20 protein-coding genes are annotated in these 17,918 nt (G+C 35.7%); 11 read left to right on the plus strand and 9 right to left on the minus strand.

Features of this window, described 5'->3' with window-relative positions; all coding sequences use genetic code 11:
- Window positions 1–49: 49 nt before the first annotated feature.
- From EKL98_RS00180 to EKL98_RS00195, 4 genes are all read left to right on the plus strand, one after another.
- Window positions 50–2,356, plus strand: coding sequence for a glycoside hydrolase family 65 protein (locus tag EKL98_RS00180; RefSeq protein ID WP_126561243.1), 2,307 nt, complete (start codon window positions 50–52; stop codon window positions 2,354–2,356).
- A gap of 213 nt (window positions 2,357–2,569) precedes the next feature.
- Window positions 2,570–4,447 carry a glycoside hydrolase family 13 protein gene (locus tag EKL98_RS00185; protein ID WP_126561244.1) on the plus strand — a complete coding sequence of 626 codons (1,878 nt, stop codon included), beginning with the start codon at window positions 2,570–2,572 and terminating at the stop codon, window positions 4,445–4,447.
- 115 nt (window positions 4,448–4,562) lie between these two features.
- Complete coding sequence (locus EKL98_RS00190) at window positions 4,563–6,248, plus strand: alpha-amylase family glycosyl hydrolase (RefSeq protein ID WP_126458338.1); 1,686 nt, start codon at window positions 4,563–4,565, stop codon at window positions 6,246–6,248.
- A gap of 81 nt (window positions 6,249–6,329) precedes the next feature.
- The gene (locus tag EKL98_RS00195) at window positions 6,330–6,569 is read left to right on the plus strand and encodes a transposase (protein WP_126561245.1); all 240 of its coding nucleotides are present in this window, start codon (window positions 6,330–6,332) and stop codon (window positions 6,567–6,569) included.
- A gap of 20 nt (window positions 6,570–6,589) precedes the next feature.
- Here the strand turns inward: EKL98_RS00195 and EKL98_RS00200 are convergent, their stop codons facing one another.
- Entirely contained in the window at window positions 6,590–7,003 is a 414-nt protein-coding gene (locus tag EKL98_RS00200) for a Rieske (2Fe-2S) protein (RefSeq protein WP_126458331.1), read from the minus strand.
- A 162-nt stretch (window positions 7,004–7,165) separates the two neighbouring features.
- Here EKL98_RS00200 and greA point away from each other — a divergent pair, with 162 nt between their 5' ends.
- The 4 genes from greA to EKL98_RS00220 all read left to right on the plus strand — a co-directional run bounded on the left by greA (window position 7,166) and on the right by EKL98_RS00220 (window position 9,049).
- Entirely contained in the window at window positions 7,166–7,642 is a 477-nt protein-coding gene (greA, locus tag EKL98_RS00205; RefSeq protein ID WP_126561246.1) for a transcription elongation factor GreA, read from the plus strand.
- A gap of 55 nt (window positions 7,643–7,697) precedes the next feature.
- Window positions 7,698–8,087 carry an HIT family protein gene (locus EKL98_RS00210; protein WP_126458325.1) on the plus strand — a complete coding sequence of 130 codons (390 nt, stop codon included), beginning with the start codon at window positions 7,698–7,700 and terminating at the stop codon, window positions 8,085–8,087.
- 225 nt (window positions 8,088–8,312) lie between these two features.
- Window positions 8,313–8,771, plus strand: coding sequence for a transglutaminase-like domain-containing protein (locus EKL98_RS00215; RefSeq protein ID WP_126561247.1), 459 nt, complete (start codon window positions 8,313–8,315; stop codon window positions 8,769–8,771).
- 65 nt (window positions 8,772–8,836) lie between these two features.
- Complete coding sequence (locus EKL98_RS00220; protein WP_126458319.1) at window positions 8,837–9,049, plus strand: hypothetical protein; 213 nt, start codon at window positions 8,837–8,839, stop codon at window positions 9,047–9,049.
- A gap of 12 nt (window positions 9,050–9,061) precedes the next feature.
- On the opposite strand, the gene EKL98_RS00225 is transcribed toward EKL98_RS00220, so the two are convergent.
- The gene (locus tag EKL98_RS00225) at window positions 9,062–10,216 is read right to left on the minus strand and encodes a sensor histidine kinase (RefSeq protein WP_126561248.1); all 1,155 of its coding nucleotides are present in this window, start codon (window positions 10,214–10,216) and stop codon (window positions 9,062–9,064) included.
- A gap of 174 nt (window positions 10,217–10,390) precedes the next feature.
- Between EKL98_RS00225 and EKL98_RS00230 the strand changes: the two genes are divergently transcribed.
- From EKL98_RS00230 to aat, 3 genes are all read left to right on the plus strand, one after another.
- Window positions 10,391–11,266, plus strand: coding sequence for a flavin reductase family protein (locus EKL98_RS00230; protein WP_126458313.1), 876 nt, complete (start codon window positions 10,391–10,393; stop codon window positions 11,264–11,266).
- Window positions 11,267–11,292: 26 nt separating this feature from the next.
- Window positions 11,293–11,670 (plus strand): DUF3127 domain-containing protein, encoded by a 378-nt coding sequence (locus tag EKL98_RS00235; RefSeq protein WP_091203008.1) that lies wholly within the window; start codon window positions 11,293–11,295, stop codon window positions 11,668–11,670.
- Between the two features lie 101 nt (window positions 11,671–11,771).
- Complete coding sequence (gene aat / locus EKL98_RS00240; protein WP_126561249.1) at window positions 11,772–12,410, plus strand: leucyl/phenylalanyl-tRNA--protein transferase; 639 nt, start codon at window positions 11,772–11,774, stop codon at window positions 12,408–12,410.
- Window positions 12,411–12,413: 3 nt separating this feature from the next.
- Here the strand turns inward: aat and EKL98_RS00245 are convergent, their stop codons facing one another.
- The 7 genes from EKL98_RS00245 to EKL98_RS00275 form a co-directional block, all read right to left on the minus strand.
- Window positions 12,414–13,124 carry a HesA/MoeB/ThiF family protein gene (locus EKL98_RS00245; RefSeq protein WP_126561250.1) on the minus strand — a complete coding sequence of 237 codons (711 nt, stop codon included), beginning with the start codon at window positions 13,122–13,124 and terminating at the stop codon, window positions 12,414–12,416.
- Between the two features lie 232 nt (window positions 13,125–13,356).
- Window positions 13,357–14,484: a 2-iminoacetate synthase ThiH gene (gene thiH / locus EKL98_RS00250; RefSeq protein ID WP_126561251.1), complete on the minus strand. Its 1,128-nt coding sequence runs from the start codon at window positions 14,482–14,484 to the stop codon at window positions 13,357–13,359.
- A gap of 139 nt (window positions 14,485–14,623) precedes the next feature.
- Window positions 14,624–15,001: a GxxExxY protein gene (locus tag EKL98_RS00255; protein ID WP_126561252.1), complete on the minus strand. Its 378-nt coding sequence runs from the start codon at window positions 14,999–15,001 to the stop codon at window positions 14,624–14,626.
- A 187-nt stretch (window positions 15,002–15,188) separates the two neighbouring features.
- Window positions 15,189–15,959 (minus strand): thiazole synthase, encoded by a 771-nt coding sequence (locus EKL98_RS00260; RefSeq protein WP_126561253.1) that lies wholly within the window; start codon window positions 15,957–15,959, stop codon window positions 15,189–15,191.
- A complete protein-coding gene (locus EKL98_RS00265) occupies window positions 15,946–16,578 on the minus strand; it encodes a thiamine phosphate synthase (RefSeq protein ID WP_126561254.1) in 633 nt (210 codons plus the stop codon). The genes EKL98_RS00260 and EKL98_RS00265 overlap by 14 nt, the downstream gene beginning before the upstream one ends.
- Entirely contained in the window at window positions 16,571–17,326 is a 756-nt protein-coding gene (locus EKL98_RS00270) for a hydroxymethylpyrimidine/phosphomethylpyrimidine kinase (protein WP_126561255.1), read from the minus strand. The genes EKL98_RS00265 and EKL98_RS00270 overlap by 8 nt, the downstream gene beginning before the upstream one ends.
- Entirely contained in the window at window positions 17,302–17,898 is a 597-nt protein-coding gene (locus EKL98_RS00275) for a thiamine phosphate synthase (RefSeq protein WP_126561256.1), read from the minus strand. The genes EKL98_RS00270 and EKL98_RS00275 overlap by 25 nt, the downstream gene beginning before the upstream one ends.
- Window positions 17,899–17,918 lie beyond the last annotated feature (20 nt).

Here is a 17,918-nt window from a genome sequence, read left to right on the forward strand (position 1 = left end):
TTTGTGCATCACAATAATTTTTAATCTTTGAATTTTTAAATTATAAAAAATGAATCAAGATTATATAAAACCAGACAATTGGTCTATCATAGAAGAAGGATTTGATGCCGAGTGTGTAAAATCATCTGAAAGTCTGTTCAGCATTGGCAACGGTGCTATGGGACAACGGGCTAATTTTGAAGAAAATTATACTGGTGAAACATTTCAGGGAAGTTATATTGCGGGAATTTATTATCCGGATAAAACCAAAGTGGGCTGGTGGAAAAACGGGTATCCAGAATACTTTGCTAAAGTTTTGAATGCACCAAACTGGATTGGAATTGATATTGAAATCAATGGAGAAAAATTAGATTTGAATACCTGTGCTGAAGTTAAAAACTTTCGTCGGGAGCTGAACATGAAAGAAGGTTGGTACCACCGCTCTTTTGAAGCCACTTTAAAAAACGGAACCGAAATCGCAGTTAGTATTCGTCGTTTTCTTTCAATCGTGTTGGATGAAGTTGGTGTTATCAATTATGAAATTACCCCTTTGAACAAAGATTCAAAAATCGTTTACAAACCTTACATTGATGCTGGTGTAACCAATGAAGATGCGAACTGGGAAGAAAAATTCTGGGAACCGCTTGATGTAAAAAAATCAGGAAATGAAGCTTTTGTAACGGCACAAACCTTCAAAACACATTTCAAAGTAACCACTTTCATGCAAAATAGCATTTTTACAAGTGGTGAAAAAACGGGAATTTCTCCTTCTAATATTGATGCAACTGCTGATAAAATTCAGTTTAGTTATGATGTAATTGTGGGACAGGGTCAAAAATCATCGATCCAAAAAATTGGCGGGTATACGGTTTCTTTAAACCATGAAAATACCATTACTGCTGCCGAAAAAGTGATTCAATCCGCTTTAGCAGTAGGCTATGACCAAATGTTGCAGGACCAGATTGATGCTTGGGCAAAAATTTGGGAAATGTCAGACATTACAATTGATGGCGATGTTAAGGCACAACAAGGAATTCGTTTCAATATTTTCCAATTAAACCAAACCTATTTAGGCAAAGATTCCCGATTGAATATTGGTCCAAAAGGTTTCACCGGAGAGAAATACGGAGGTTCTACCTATTGGGATACGGAAGCGTACTGCATTCCGTTTTACATGGCGACCAAAGATCAGGAAGTGGCTCGGAATTTATTGACGTACCGTTACAATCAATTGGATAAAGCCATTGAAAACGCTACTAAATTAGGATTTACTAACGGAGCAGCTTTGTATCCAATGGTGACGATGAACGGCGAGGAATGTCATAACGAATGGGAAATTACTTTTGAAGAAATTCATAGAAACGGAGCTATCGCTTTTGCCATTTATAACTTTTACAGATACACTGGCGATTACAGTTATATTCCTGAAAAAGGACTGGAAGTATTAATAGGAATTGCTCGTTTCTGGCATCAAAGAGCGAATTTTTCGACTAATTTAAACCAATATGTAATTCTTGGCGTTACGGGTCCAAACGAATATGAGAACAACGTAAACAATAATTTTTACACCAATTATATTGCAAAATGGTGTCTGGAATATACCTACGAACAAATTCAGAAAGTATCGCTGGAATATCCTTCGGATCACAAAAGAATTACCGAAAAGGTAAAAATCTCCGATTCCGAATTACAGTCTTGGAAAAAAATTTCGGACAATATGTACTTCCCTTTTTCGGAAGAACATAATGTGTACTTGCAACAAGACGGTTTCTTGGACAAAGAATTGGTTCGTGTAGTTGATTTGGATAAAAGCCAAAGACCCATCAATCAGAAATGGTCTTGGGATAGAATTTTGCGTTCGCCATACATCAAACAAGCCGATGTTTTACAGTGTTTTTATTTCTTTGAAGATCATTTTTCGAAAGAAGAACTGAAAAACAATTTTGAATTTTATGAATCCTTTACGGTTCATGAGAGCTCCCTTTCGCCCTGCGTACACTCGATTCAAGCCGCTTTATTAGACAAAATGGACGTGGCGTACTCGTTCTATTTGAGAACGTCACGTCTGGATCTTGATGATTACAATAAAGAGGTCGAAGAAGGGTGCCATATAACCTCAATGGCCGGAACCTGGATGAGTATCGTAGAAGGTTTTGGCGGAATGAGAGTTAAAGATGATACGCTTCATTTTTCTCCAAAAATCCCAAAACAATGGAAAGGCTATTCGTTTAAAATCAAATTTAGAAATCAAATTCTGAAAGTAGCGATCAATCATAAAGAGACTTCATTTACAATTCTTGGAGATAAAGAATTGGAAATTGTGGTAAATGGCAAGACTCTTGTGGTCACTACTGAAAATTTAGTCTCCGTAAACTAACATTTGCTAGAACTTGTAGTTAATTCTATCATTTGAACCCAAGCCTTGCTAGGCTTACTGACAATCCCAATATCTATTGGGATTGTTCGATTGAAAACTACTCTTAAATAAAAAAAGAATGGCCTCTAAAATGCTGAAAATAGTTCTTTTCAAACATGAATCCGTTTTATTTGAAGCCAACACAACATTAAATAGCACTAAAAAATACATACAATGAAGAAAACAGATCAATTTCCGTTCTTAAACAGAAGCTTTCTAAAAAAAATAACTTTATTCCTTTTTTTTATGTCAATAACTGTACATGCGCAAATCGACAAAGTGGAACCGCCTTTTTGGTATGCAGGAATGCAGAATCCAGAGCTGCAAATTCTTTTTTATGGCAAAGGCATTGCTCAAAACCAAGTAACGGTTTCTAATAGCATAAAAATAACCGACGTAAAAAGAACGGAAAATCCCAACTACCTATTTGTTACCATTGACACTAAAAAAGTTGTGGCATCAGATCTGATTTTTACCTTTAAAAACAAAAGTAAAGAAACCTTTACACAAAAATACAGCCTTAAGAAAAGAAGAGAAAACTCAGCACAACGCAAAAGCTTTGACGCTTCGGATATGATGTATTTGTTGATGCCAGATCGCTTTGCCAACGGAAACAGAAACAACGATAGTGAAAATTCAACCCAAGAAAAATACAATAGAGAATTACCCGGAGGAAGACACGGTGGCGATATTGAAGGGATTATAAAAAATCTGGATTACATAGCAGAACTAGGTGCAACAACAATTTGGAGTACACCACTGTGCGAGGATAATGACGCTGCTTTTTCGTATCACACCTACGGACAATCTGATGTGTATAAAATAGATCCCCGTTACGGAACCAATGAAGATTATGTTCGATTGGCTGCTGAAATGCACAAAAAAGACCTGAAACTGGTGATGGATTACGTGACGAATCACTGGGGAATTGAACATTGGATGATCAAGGATTTACCCACAAAAGAATGGATCAATCAATTTGACACCTACACCCAAACCAATCATAAAAGAACAGTTATTCACGACACCAATGCCTCTGAAATTGATAAAAAAATCACGCTGGACGGTTGGTTTGTCCCATCGATGCCCGATTTAAATTTGAAGAATCCGTTGACTTTAAAATACTTGATTCAAAATGCCATTTGGTGGATAGAATATGCTGATTTAGATGGCTTCAGAGTCGACACCTACAATTATTCTGATCCAAAAGGAATTGCAAAATGGACCAAATCCATAACCGATGAATACCCCAATTTTAATATTGTAGGCGAAGTCTGGATGCAAAGTCAAGCGCAAATGGCGTATTGGCAAAAAGACAGTAAAATTGCAGCAATACAAAATTACAATTCATATCTGCCAAGTGTAATGGATTTTACATTATATGAAGCAGTCACTAAAGTTTTCAATGAAGATGACGGCTCTTGGGACAAAGGAATGGTAAAACTCTATGACAATTTTACCAATGATTTTCTGTATCCTAATGTCAATAATATGTTACTATTTGCAGAAAATCATGATACCAATCGCATCAATCAAACCTATGGGAACGATATCAGAAAATACAAAATGGCAATGACTTTGATGGCTACCGTTCGCGGGATTCCACAATTGTATTACGGAAGCGAAATAGGCATGGCCGGTGATAAAAACAAAGGTGATGCAGCTATTCGTCTTGATTTTCCAGGCGGTTGGGAAGGCGATAAAAACAATGCTTTTACGAAGGAAGGACGAACTCCGGAGCAAAACCACTATTTTGATTTTACCGCCAAATTGTTCCAATGGAGAAAAACAAAAGCAGTGGTTCATTTTGGAAAAACAACCCATTATATTCCGGAAAATAATATCTATGCTTATTTTAGATACAATGCAAATGAAACGGTAATGGTTTTAATGAACAACAGCAACGAAACCAAGACGGTAAACACACATCGTTTCAAAGAAAATATCAAAGACTTTAAAACTGGAAAAGATGTCATTTCTGAACTCACCTTTGACGTGACGAACGAAATTATAATCGAACCTAAATCTGTTTTGATTTTAGAACTGAAGTAATTCACACTCTAAAATACAAGAATCCGGAGAACTACTGAAAAAAATACCAGATACTGACTGCTGCTCCTTGAAAAAGAAGCTCCAGCAAAAAAATAATTATTCAATTTAAAAAAAAATGAAAAAAAAATCTTTACTATTAATTCTATCCGTGCTCGCTTTTTGCGTGAGTTGTTCCGGTACCAAACCTGTTACGGAAAACAACACTCCAATAAAAAAGACAAAAAAAACCCCTTTTGTCTGGGAAGGTGCTAATGTCTATTTCCTTATGACAGATCGCTTTAATAATGGTGATCGTTCCAATGACATTACTTTAAACAGAACTAAAACTACAGGAAAACTTCGTGGTTTTGAAGGAGGAGATATCAAAGGAATTACTAAAAAAATTGAAGAAGGTTATTTTGACAAACTAGGGATAAATGCCATTTGGTTTACTCCTGTAGTGGAACAAATTCATGACGCTGTAGATGAGGGCACTGGATTGAGTTATGGCTATCATGGCTATTGGGCCAAAGATTGGACGGCATTAGATCCCAATTTTGGAACTAAAAAAGAGTTAGCTGAATTAGTAAAAAAAGCGCATGCACGAGGAATCAGAATCATTCTTGACGGCGTCATTAATCACACCGGTCCTGTGACTGAAATAGATACTGTTTGGCCAAATTACTGGGTTCGTACCAATCCGGTTTGTGATTATAAAAATTATCAAAATACAACAACCTGCACTTTGGTGGCCAATCTTCCAGACATCAGAACTGAAAGCACCCAGAATGTAGACTTACCTCCTTTTCTTGTCGAAAAATGGAAAAAAGAAGGTCGATACGAACAGGAAATGAATGAGTTAGATGCTTTTTTTTCTCGGACAGGCTATCCTAAAACTCCAAAATATTACATCATAAAATGGCTGACAGACTACGTTGCTGATTATGGGATAGACGGCTACAGAGGAGATACCGTAAAACATACAGACGAAACCGTCTGGGCAGATTTCAAAACGCAATGTGACTATTCATTTGAGACTTGGAAGAAAAAAAACCCTACAAAAGTACTGGATAACAACTCCTTTTACACCATTGCCGAAGTCTATAATTATGGTATCAGCGGCGGACAAGATTTTGATTTTGGAGATAAAAAAATAAACTATTTTAAAAATGGTTTCAACAATATGATCAATTTTGAGTTCAAATGGGACGCCCAAAAAGACTATGAATTCATATTCTCAAAATACTCGGACAAGCTCAACACCGATTTAAAAGGATACAGTGTTTTAAACTATTTATCCTCACATGATGACGGCGCTCCATTTGATGCAAAACGCACCAAAAGCATCGAAGCCGGTACAAAATTATTGTTGAGTCCGGGACTTTCTCAAGTATATTATGGTGATGAGAGTGCACGTCCCTTAGTAATTGAAGGTACAAACGGCGATGCTACCTTACGCTCCTTTATGAACTGGAAAGACATAAAATCCAATCCTGAAACTAAAAAAATACTGACACACTGGAGAAAATTAGGAAAGTTCAGAAAGAACCATCCTGCTGTGGGAGCTGGAATTCACACCATGATTTCGGACACGCCCTACACATTTTCAAGAACATACACTAAAGGAACTTTCACAGACAAAATAGTGGTTGGTCTGGATCTCTCTACTGGCAAAAAAGAAATTATTGTAGCCCCTATTTTTGAAGATGGATCTAGAGTAAGAGATGCCTATTCCGGAAAAGAAGCCAAAGTTTCAAAAGGAAAAGTGACTATTCGAACCGACTTTGATATTGTTTTATTAGAAATGCGAATCAAGGGTTAAGAAGATAGATGTTCTTTTGGAGATAAAATTTATCAAAACAAAGAATTTTTATCTGATTTTGAAAAAGAAAAAAACGCTGTAATGTTCACACCCGTTAAAGCAGTAAAAGGAGAATCTCAAGAAATTAGAAATAGAGATAAAGTTTCAAACGACTTGTATTCAACAGCAGTATCAAGAATTAGACAACCTATTGAATCCCTTTTTAATTGGTTGATTGAAAAAACCAATATTCAAAGAGCATGCAAAGTTAGATCCACAAAAAGATTATTAGGGCAGCTGTTTGGCAAGATAGCAGCTGCCTTTATAAACTTAATATTTTAACCCTTGATTCGCATTTGTAATTAATTATAAACCCGAAGCACATTTCCATTGACTTGAACGCGATACTGCTTCATAGGATATTGTAAAGTTCCTTGTCCGGTAAATAAACTGTATTCTTTACCGTCGCATCCGCAAACGGCATTTATCCCATTTATGGTCATGGTAGAACAAGAACTCATCGCTTGATTGGGACAAGCGGCATCAAAAGCATTGTAACCACTGCCTGTATTGAAAACAATAACACCTCGAGCGCCTATTCCGGATACATAAACCGCATTACTAACGAATTTAAGATTAGAGTATTCCGGCAAATTCAGGTTCAGGTCTACGGCGAAAGTATAATTAGGCACAAATGGATTGGTGTTGTCAAAACCAGAATCACTACACGAAAAAAATAAAGGAATAACAACGAAGAGCAGCAGAATTTTTTTCATTTTAAAATAGTGTCGAAGTATTAGTGAAACAAATTTAATTTATTTAACTTTGAATTATATATGATTAACATATATTTATCGACGAAAAAAAAATAATAATATCTTTGTGGAAAGAAATCCCGTCCTGATGGGATTTTTTCTATTTATATAAATGAAGAATTTATGAGTACAGTATCGTATTACACAGCAGAAGGCTTAAAAAAATTAAGAGAAGAATTAGATTATTTAAAAAGCGTAATGCGCCCAAAAGCATCGGCTGATATAGCTGAAGCACGAGATAAAGGTGATCTTTCTGAGAATGCAGAATACGATGCCGCAAAAGAAGCACAAGGGATGCTGGAAATGCGTATTGCCAAAATGGAAGAAGTACATTCTAACGCCAGATTGATTGATGAAACCCATCTGGATGTTTCTAAAGTATTGGTATTATCCAATGTAAAAATCAAAAACCAAACGAACGGAATGGAAATGACTTATACATTAGTTGCCGAAAGTGAAGCCGATTTAAAAACAGGTAAAATCTCGGTAACCTCACCTATTGGAAAAGGTTTGTTAGGAAAATCAGTTGGAGAATTTGCTGAGATCACGGTTCCAAACGGTGTGTTGAAATTCGAAATTTTAGAAATATCTCGCGACTAATTAAAGGTTTATTCGGTTAACCGATTAATCGATTCAACAATTAACCAATTTCACAATGTCAAGTATATTTACCAAAATTATAAACGGAGAAATTCCGTGCTACAAGATTGCTGAAGATGAAAATTTCTTGGCTTTTTTGGATGTAAATCCAAATGCAAAAGGACACACACTTTGTATTCCGAAACAAGAAATTGATAAGATTTTTGAGATGGAAGATAATTTATATATTGGACTGATGCAGTTTTCTAAAAAAATCGCAGTTGCGCTTGAAAAAACGGTTCCGTGTAAACGAATCGGAATGGCAGTTGTAGGACTTGAAGTTCCTCATGCGCACGTTCACTTGATTCCATTGAATGAAATGGATGAAATGCGTTTTCAAAATAAAGTATCGCTGTCCAAAAATGAATTTGAAGCGTTGGCAGAAAGTATTAAAACCAATTTGTAAATTTGCACAAATAAAACAAATTGGTATGATTTTAGTTTAAAAGGGAATAGGTGAAAACCGATTCCCTTTTCTATTTTAGAGAACTTAAGTAAGTCGAAAGTTTAAAAGTCGTAAAGTCAAAAGAATTAACTTTAAGTAAAATAGCTTTAAATCAGATTGTTAAATAATTTTATCCTGATTTTAAAATACGACATTATACCATGGTTATTACTTACATTCGAGACTATGAAAAATATATTTTTGTTGCTTACCTTCTTTTTCTCCTTTATGAGTGTTGGACAGGTCAATCCCGGATATCTATTGGTTGATGCTAAAACGGCAGCTATTCCAGCTAATTCAACTACATCTACTGAAGCTATTGCCAATTATATCAATGCTAATTTTAAAACAGAAACCGATAAAATAAGAGCTGATTTCTATTGGACCGCATCTAACATCAGCTATGATGTTGCGAATAGGTATGCCGTAAATTCCCATGAAACGGGAGCTGAGAAAATCACGAAGACATTAAAAACTAAAAAAGGGGTTTGCATTCATTATGCAACGGTTTTTAATGCGCTTGTGCAAAAGATAGGAATCCAATCCTATATCATTGAAGGATATACCAAACAAAACGGAAAAATAAGTGACTTGGCTCATGCTTGGACAGCAGCTGAAATTGACAAAAAGCGGTTGTATTGTTGAATGATTTTATACACTATCGAAACAATAAGTTTAAGCCTTCTTTTTCAGATACTGAAATTAGCCGTATGATTGAAATTCCGAGAATGAAACTGGTAAAGTGTCAAAACGATATGTATATCGTGGGTTCCGTTGGTAATCAAAACGTTTCTAATGTCACATCGATTAAAAAATCAATTGGAGCCTCTTTGGCGCAAGCCGAAGAGCACGCATTGTTTGTTAAAAATTATTTGAGTAAGTCCAAAATAGTCAGAAAAACAATGTTTTCTAAAGTTACATAGTTTGGAGTTCCGTTACGCTAGGTTGTTTTTTTTAAAACTCACCTGCATAGTGGTTCCTTTTCCAATTTCGGAGTTCAGTACTTTGATGGTTCCTTTGTGGTATTCTTCCACGATTCTTTTGGTTAGTGAAAGTCCCAATCCCCATCCGCGTTTTTTAGTGGTAAATCCAGGTTCGAAAATGGTTTTAAATTGTTGTTTGTGAATTCCGCCGCCAGTATCAGAAACATTTATTTTTACATAATCCCCTTCTTGTTCAATTTCTAAAGCTAATTTTCCTTTTCCTTTCATTGCATCGATGGCGTTTTTTACTAAATTCTCGATGGCCCAACTGTGCAGCGTAGGATTAAGAGATACCATAATAGGAGTTTTTGGCGCTTGGAACGAAAACTCAATTTGTTTGGAGAATCGGGATTGCAAATAGTCGTAAGATTGTTGTGTTTCGGCTACAATATCTTTGTTTTCTAATTTGGGTTCCGATCCTATTTTCGAGAAACGATCGGTTATGGTTTTCAAACGCTCAATATCTTTTTCAATTTCGAAAGTAGTACTTTCATCCATGTTTTCAGATTTCAGGAGTTCAACCCAACCAATTAATGAAGAAAGTGGTGTGCCTATTTGATGAGCCGTTTCCTTCGCCATTCCTGCCCAAAGTTTGTTTTGTGTTGCCATTTTGGTGCTTCTATAAAAATTATAAACTAAACCGCCAAAAAGCACTATGATCAGCACTAAAGCAACGGGATAATATTTCAATTTATTCAGTAAAGCCGAGTTGCCGTAATATAATTTTTGAAATTTCCCAGGGACATACTCAATGACTATGGGCACGTTTTCGTTTTTTAAGTTCTGCAAGAATGCGACTGCCTTTGAATTATTTTTTACAATAGCGTCGTCAATATTTACGGTGTTTATGATGCTGTCATTCTCTGTCAGTATAATAGGAATTGAAGTGTTGTCACTGAAAATTTGCAACGGAAGATCAACATCTGTATTTTCATCGGCATTAATGAGTGTTTTTTGGGCTTGTGCCCAAAGATTCATTTTTAATCGTTCTTCGTTTTTGAAGATTTGAAAAAAAGTGTATGTGTTCCAAAGAATCAGTGAAATGATTAAAAAAGAGGCAGAAATTATAATCCAACGGGTTGTATTTCTTCTTTCAGAAAACTGCATAAATGAAAATTTGAATTATAAATATAACGAAATAAACGCTGTGGTATTTTAGTTTTAAAGAAAGAATTTTTTTCAGAGTAAATTCAGATGTAATTTTATTCTAATTGGATATACTCTTTCATAAACTGATCCGATTTGTTTACTTTTGTAGAGTACAGCTATAAAGTAAAAAATATGATTACGATTGATCCTAAAAGTATCGAAACGGCAAAATTACAAGGCTATTTGCAAAGTTCAGTTGGACCTAGACCTATTGCTTTTGCCAGTACTATGGATGCGGAAGGTAATGCTAATGTATCGCCTTTTAGTTTTTTTAATGTGTTCAGCGCCAATCCTCCAATCCTTATTTTTTCACCAGCAAGGCGCGTTCGTGATAATTCGATAAAACACACGTTGATCAATGCTGAAGCAACTCGGGAAGTAGTCATTAATGTGGTGAATTATGACATGGTACAACAGATTTCGCTGGCCAGTACAGAGTATGCTCATGGTGTGGATGAGTTTTTAAAATCAGGCTTGACTCCGATTGCTTCAGAGGTGGTGAAACCCTTTCGAGTAAAAGAATCACCGGTTCAATTTGAATGCAAAGTCACTCAGATTATTCCGCTGGGAACAGAAGGAGGTGCGGGGAATTTAGTACTGTGTGAAGTTGTTCGCATTCATATTGACGAGTCTGTTTTAGACGAAAATGGTGCGATTGATCAATATAAAATTGACTTGGTTTCCAGGTTAGGCAGCAATTGGTATTCCAGATCAAACCAAGGGCTTTTTGAAGTGCCAAAACCCTTGTCTACTTTAGGAATTGGAGTGGATGCCATTCCAAATTTTGTTAAAGAAAGTTCGGTTTTTAACGGAAATGATTTAGGGATGTTAGGGAATATAGAAGCCTTGCCCACAATGGAAGAAGTTAGTATATTTGTAAAACAGAATTTTGCTGTAAAAGGAGTTTTAAGTGCTGATGACCAGCAAAAAGTACACTTGGAGGCAAAAAAATACCTGAATGAGAATGATGTCTTATCGGCTTGGAAAGTACTTTTGGCAAAAAAATAATATAAATAACATTAAAAACAACGAAGATGGAAGTTACAGGAAAAATTAAAATGCTTGGGGATGCAAAAAATGTGGGAAGCGGAAGTTTCTTAAAAAGAGAATTGGTCGTAACCACCGAGGAGCAATATCCACAACATATTTTAGTAGAATTTGTACAAGATAAATGCGATTTATTGAACAGTTTTAAAGTAGGTGAAGCGGTTAAAGTTTCGATCAATTTAAGAGGACGCGAATGGGTTGACCCACAAGGAGTGACTAAATATTTTAATGCAATTCAAGGATGGAGAGTAGAAAGAGTAGCCACAGAAGCCACTGCTGCTCAAATGCCTCCGATGCCGGCTGCTGAAGCATTTGCACCAGCAACAAACCTAAACGAAGAAGAAGCAGACGATTTGCCTTTCTAAGGGATGAAAAAATTAGAATTTAGAAGTCAGAAGTTTGAGTTTTACTTGAATTTCTGACTTTTTTATTTTTTGAAATTGGTATTGATTTTTGAAATTGAAAAATGTATTATTTATCCCCAACCTTATTTTTCCCTTCTGTTGACCAAGCCAATTGCGATGGAATTTTGGCCATTGGAGGTGATTTGTCCCCGGAACGCTTGCGACTTGCGTATCAAAGCGGCATTTTCCCTTGGTTTGAAGCGGGAGAACCTATTATGTGGTGGTCTCCAAATCCCAGAATGGTGCTATTTCTCGATGAATTGATTGTATCTAAAAGCATGCGAAATATCCTGAACCGGAATATTTTCAAGGTCACTTTCAATCAGAATTTTAGGGACGTAATTTCAAACTGTCAAAATATAGAACGTGACGGTCAAAACGGAACTTGGATTACCAATGACATGATTGAAGCCTATTGTAAAATGCACGAATTAGGAATAGCAAAATCAGTTGAGGTTTGGCAAGATGCCGTTTTAGTTGGAGGTTTATACGGAATTGATTTAGAAGGTATTTTTTGTGGTGAAAGTATGTTTTCTACAGTTTCTAATGCTTCTAAAGTGGCTTTTATAGCTTTGGTCAACCAATTAAAAAAAGAAGATTACAAACTTTTGGATTGTCAGGTTTATAATCCGCATCTTGAAAGTTTAGGTTGCAGGGAAATCGACAGAACAGATTTTATCAAAATATTAAAAAGCAAATAACTCTTAAAATTCCAGCTTCTTAAAACTCCAATCCAGCGTATTAAAAAGAACCAATTCATTTTCCAATGTCGGTAAATCCATAACAAGTTTCAACGTTTCGTGCGCCATCATGGCGCCAATAATCCCAGGGAGCGTACCCAATACTCCGTTCAAATCACAATTAGGAACATCTTTAGGATTTGGAGGTTCTGGGAATAAGTCCCGAAGATTTTTATTTCCATTATGGTTAAAAACGGCCATTTGCCCCTCGAATTTTAAGATGCTGCCGTAAATCAATGATTTTCCTAATGTCACGCAAGTATCATTTACCAGATAACGGGTTTCAAAGTTATCACAACCGTCAACAATTACATCAAAATCCTGGATGATTTGTACTGCATTTTTAACGGTTAATTTTTCTTCAAAAGCAACAACATGAATCAATGGATTCAGGATTTCTAAAACTGATTTTGCCGTGATTGCTTTTAATTGACCAACGTGTCTTTCCGTATATAAAATTTGACGGTGTAAGTTGTGCAATTCGATTTTGTCAAAATCAATTATGCCAATTGTTCCTACTCCGGCGGTTGCAATATATTGTAAGATTGGACAACCCAATCCGCCTGCGCCGATCACTAAAACTTTCGCTTTTTTGAGTTTTTCCTGTCCGGAATCGCCTATTTCCGGCATCATCATCTGGCGGTTATAGCGTAAAAAATCTTGAATAATACTCATTTTTTTAGTCTTAAAGTTGAGAAGTCATAAAGTTGGACAGTTATAAAGTCAAAAGTCATAAAGTTGGAAAGTTTTAAAGTCAAAAGTTAAAAACAAGTCAATTCGAGCGCAGTCGAGAACTTTTTTAAAGTTAGTTGCTATTAGTAATAAATATTAAGGTGTGACCCCATGTTGCTTTCTAAATTTTTAGACTCTTGTCTCTTGTCTAATTTTTTTGTTAATTTCTAAACTTTTAGACTTTCGACTTTTGACTAAAATTTCTGTCCCAATCTTTCCAAACGGGTTCGTATCCTTTGCTGGAAATAATTTTTGCAATCTCGGCAGCAGATCGCTCGTCACTGATTTCAAATTGTTCCAAAGATTGTGGATCAACTGCATAACCACCAGGATTAGTTTTAGAACCGGCACTCATACTGGTAATTCCAATTGGAATAATATTGTCCCGAAATTTCTCGTTCTCTCGGGTTGACAGGGAGATTTCTAAATCTTCATTCCACAAACGGTAGGCACAAATGAGCTGGGTCAAATCAGCATCATCCATGATAAAGTTGGGAGCAATCACTCCTTCTGCGGGTCGTAATCTGGGAAATGAAACTGCATATTTAGTTTGCCAATATGTTTTTTGTAAATAATCTAAATGCAAGGCATTAAAAAAACTGTCAGTGCGCCAATCTTCTAATCCCAATAAAACACCCAATCCTATTTTATGAATACCAGCAGTTCCTACACGATCTGGTGTTTCTAAACGAAAATCAAAATTGGATTTCTTTCCTTTGGTATGATACTGTTTATACACATCTCGATGATAGGTTTCCTGATACACTAAAATTGAATAAATACCAGCGTCATGTAATTGTTCGTATTCTTCTGTTGACAAGGGTTGCACTTCGGCTGAAATGGTTGAGAAATCGTTTTTTATTTGAGCAATTGCTTTTAGAAAATAATGAATGTTTACGGTCTGATTGGCTTCGCCTGTAACTAATAAAACATGATCAAATCCTGCTTTTTTTAAGACTTCAATTTCTTGCGTAATTTCATTTTCGGTCAGTGTTTTTCGTTTGATTTTGTTGTCTAAACTAAACCCACAATACGTACAAATGTTTTGGCATTCGTTGCTTAAATACAAAGGCGCATACATTTGAATCGTTTTGCCAAATCTTTTTTTGGTTGATTCCTGTGTGAGTTGTGCCATTTGCTCTAAGTAAGGTTTGGCAGCTGGTGAAATCAATCTCAGAAAATCATCGAGACTGCGTTTTTTTTTGTCTAACGCAGATTCGACTTCTATCGAAGTGGTATGGTATATTTTTGTTTTGATTGTTTCCCAATCGTAGTTGTCAAAAACCGATCTAAATGTGTTCATTGTTTTATTTTTTTTCGCAAAAAGGATATGCGGTTTTTGGCACGCAGATTCTGCAAATTTTCGCAGATTTTTTTAACCGTTTTTTTTAATTTTAGCTGTATAAATATGTGAAATCTGCGTGCTAATTTGTAATCCTTAATTATAATTTATTTGCAATTCGTTTAATGTCATCTAAAATAGTGACTGTATTAAAATTGACAAGTAGGCCTAATTTTTTATTAGTAAGTTTTAAATAGTTTGTAATTTGTTTGTAATGAATAGGTGCTAAATCTTCGACAGATTTCAATTCAATAATTACTTTGTCTTCTACTAATAAATCAATTTTAAAAGCAACATCTAATATGATGCCATCGTAAGGAATAGTGATTTCTAATTGTCTTTCAACTTTTAAATTTATTTTAGTTAATTCATAATACAAAGCGCTTTCATAAACAGATTCAAATAAACCTGGACCGAGTGTATTGTACACTTTGAAAATGGCTCCTCTTATTTTGAATGATATGTCGTTTTCGGTCATTTTTAAGAATTTAAAAATTAGTACTAATTAAAAACTAAATGTAGTTATTTTGATACAACTATAAATTTCTGTAGTCTATAAATTGTGCGAATTTTTGCACATTCTTTTTTATTTCCCATCTGTGTAAATCTGTAAAATCTGCGTGCCATTTTTTCAACAGTTTTCTTGTAAATAGACCAAAAACATATTACTCATACAAAAACGCGGTCAAAGGACTTGAAGCCATTGCACGATTTACTTTTTGGGCTAATTGTGCTTCGTAGGCTTTTCGACCTGCAATAACGGCTTCTCTGAAAGCCTCTGCCATCAATATAGGATTTCTTGCCACGGCAATTGCTGTGTTTACTAAAACCGCATCAGCTCCAAGTTCCATGGCTTTTGCTGCGTCGGATGGTGCGCCAATTCCGGCATCTATAATCACGGGAACTCTGCTCTGTTCAATTATTATTTCTAAAAAATCGATCGTTTTTAATCCTTTGTTGCTACCAATTGGAGAACCTAAAGGCATCACCGCCGAAGTTCCTGCGTCTTCCAGTCGTTTACATAAAACGGGATCCGCATGGATGTAAGGCAAAACGATAAACCCTAATTTGGCTAAAGCTTCCGTAGCTTTTAAGGTTTCGATTGCATCTGGCATTAGATATTTTGGATCAGGATGAATTTCCAGTTTAAGCCAATTGGTCTCCAACGCTTCTCGTGCTAGTTGTGCCGAAAAAACGGCTTCTTTGGCATTTCGTGCGCCAGAAGTATTGGGGAGCAAATTAATTAGCGGGTGTTTGAGATGGGATAAAATGGTATCGGTTTCGGTTTCTAAATCGATACGTTTTAGCGCTACGGTTACTAACTCGGTTCCAGAGGCTAAAATGGCTTCTTCCATCTGTTGATTAGAACCGAATTTTCCTGTGCCTAAAAACAAGCGGGATTGAAAGGTCTTGTCTCCTATTTTAAATGGTACCATATAATTTGTCGTTAAGTTGAGTAATAAGTTGTGATGGATTTTCGCTTTGGGTGATCAAACCAGAAACGGCAATACCCTGAATTCCGTTTTCCATCAGGTCTTCAACGTTTTCTAGTGTGATTCCTCCAATGGCATAAATGGGAATTTGGATGTTTTTCATTTTCATTTGTTGGATAATCAATCGATACCCTTCCAATCCTAAAATGGGACTTAAATTTTGTTTGGTTGTCGTAAATTGAAATGGACCCAGACCTATATAATCACAGTTTTCGGCTGTCCTTTGGCGCACATCTTCAAAAGTATTTGCCGTTCCTCCAATAATTTTTGTTTTTCCTAAAATTAGTCTTGCTTCTTCCACTTTCATGTCACTTAAACCCAAATGAACGCCATCGGCATCCAATTGCTTTACCAAATGCACGTTGTCATTGATGATAAAAGTGGCTAAGTATTCTTTGCATACTATTTTTACGGCTTCCGCCAAAGTGAAAACGGCAAGCGCGTTTTGATTTTTGAATCGCATTTGTATCCAGTCACAACCATTATCCAGTGCTTTGTGAATATTGTGCAATTGTTCTTCGACAGTATTTCCTTGCGAAATGTAGTGTAGCTTATTATACATGATGATATCCTAATTTGGTTTGATTAGATTGTAAATAGGTTTCTATATATTTTTTGGCATTGATGCAAGCTGTTTTCAGGTCTAATCCCAAAGCTAAATTGGCTGTAATCGCTGATGATAATACACAGCCAGAGCCGTGTTTCTCGAAAACCGAAGTGTTATTTGGCGTAAGCATGAAGATTTCCTTTCCGGTATACAAACAGTCAACACCAATTGCCAGAGGATTGTGACCACCTTTTAGTAATACAGCGCACTGTTTTGACAGCTCGTGAGCAATTAAATCAGGTTTTTTTTCTGCTGCGGAAAGCTGTAAAATTTCATTGTAATTGGGTGTTATCAAATCTATTTTTTTCAATATTTCGATCAAAACAACTTGATTTTCTATAGTTATAAAACGAAATTTGGTTGTAGATTTTAAAACGGTATCCCATACAATCTTTGTTGTAGGTGAACGTTTTTTTATAGCAAAAACAATTTTTTTTAAATAATCCAGTGAAGGAACAATTCCAATTTTTACGGCTTTGATAGCATAATTTTCAAACAATTTGTCCAATGATCTCAAAACGAAAGCTTGGTCAGTCCAGTGCATTTCGAAGAACTGATTTTCGGTTTGAATGGTGTTACCGGTATTGACGGCAAAACCATAAACGTGATGTTGCTCGAATGTCTTGATGTCTGCTAAAACTCCCGCGCCTCCAGAAGGATCAAAGCCTGCAATTGTTACTACGAAAGGTCTCTTTTCTTGCATTGTTTAAAATTTTCTATTGGATGGTTACTGTTCCAAATGGCACCTAAAAGTGCCACATCATCAAAGCCATATTTTAATGCCGTTTTAATTTTATCAGCTGTAATTCCACCAAGTGCTACTAATGAAGTTTCGTTATTCTTCCTTTGTTGCAATGCTTTTTTAAAGTCAATATCCGAAGCATACTTTGGTTTTGAAATACTTTCGAAAACAGGACCAAAAAAAGCATAAGCAAAAACAGTAGGTAGTTCTTCAAAATCAATCATTTGATGAATCGAAGTAGAGAGTTTAAATCCACTTTCTTTCCAGTTTTTTAAACTTTTCTCCGATGTTTCAATTCTTGCTTTTTCTGTAAAATGAATCCGATGTATTCCAGATGCTAAAGCCAGTTGGTGATGACTGTGCAAAACCACTTGCTGACGGAAATCTGATTTTATTTCGGATAAAAAAGCGTTCATTTCTGTTTCTGAAAAATCAGGTTTCCGAATATGAAGCAACTCCAGTCCATTCTCAAAAAGAGAATGAATGGTGTCGATTTCATTAATTACAGGAATTGGATTTGTGATTACGATCATAATCTTTTTTCTTTCCTCTT

It is taken from the genome of Flavobacterium bomense, assembly GCF_003970355.1.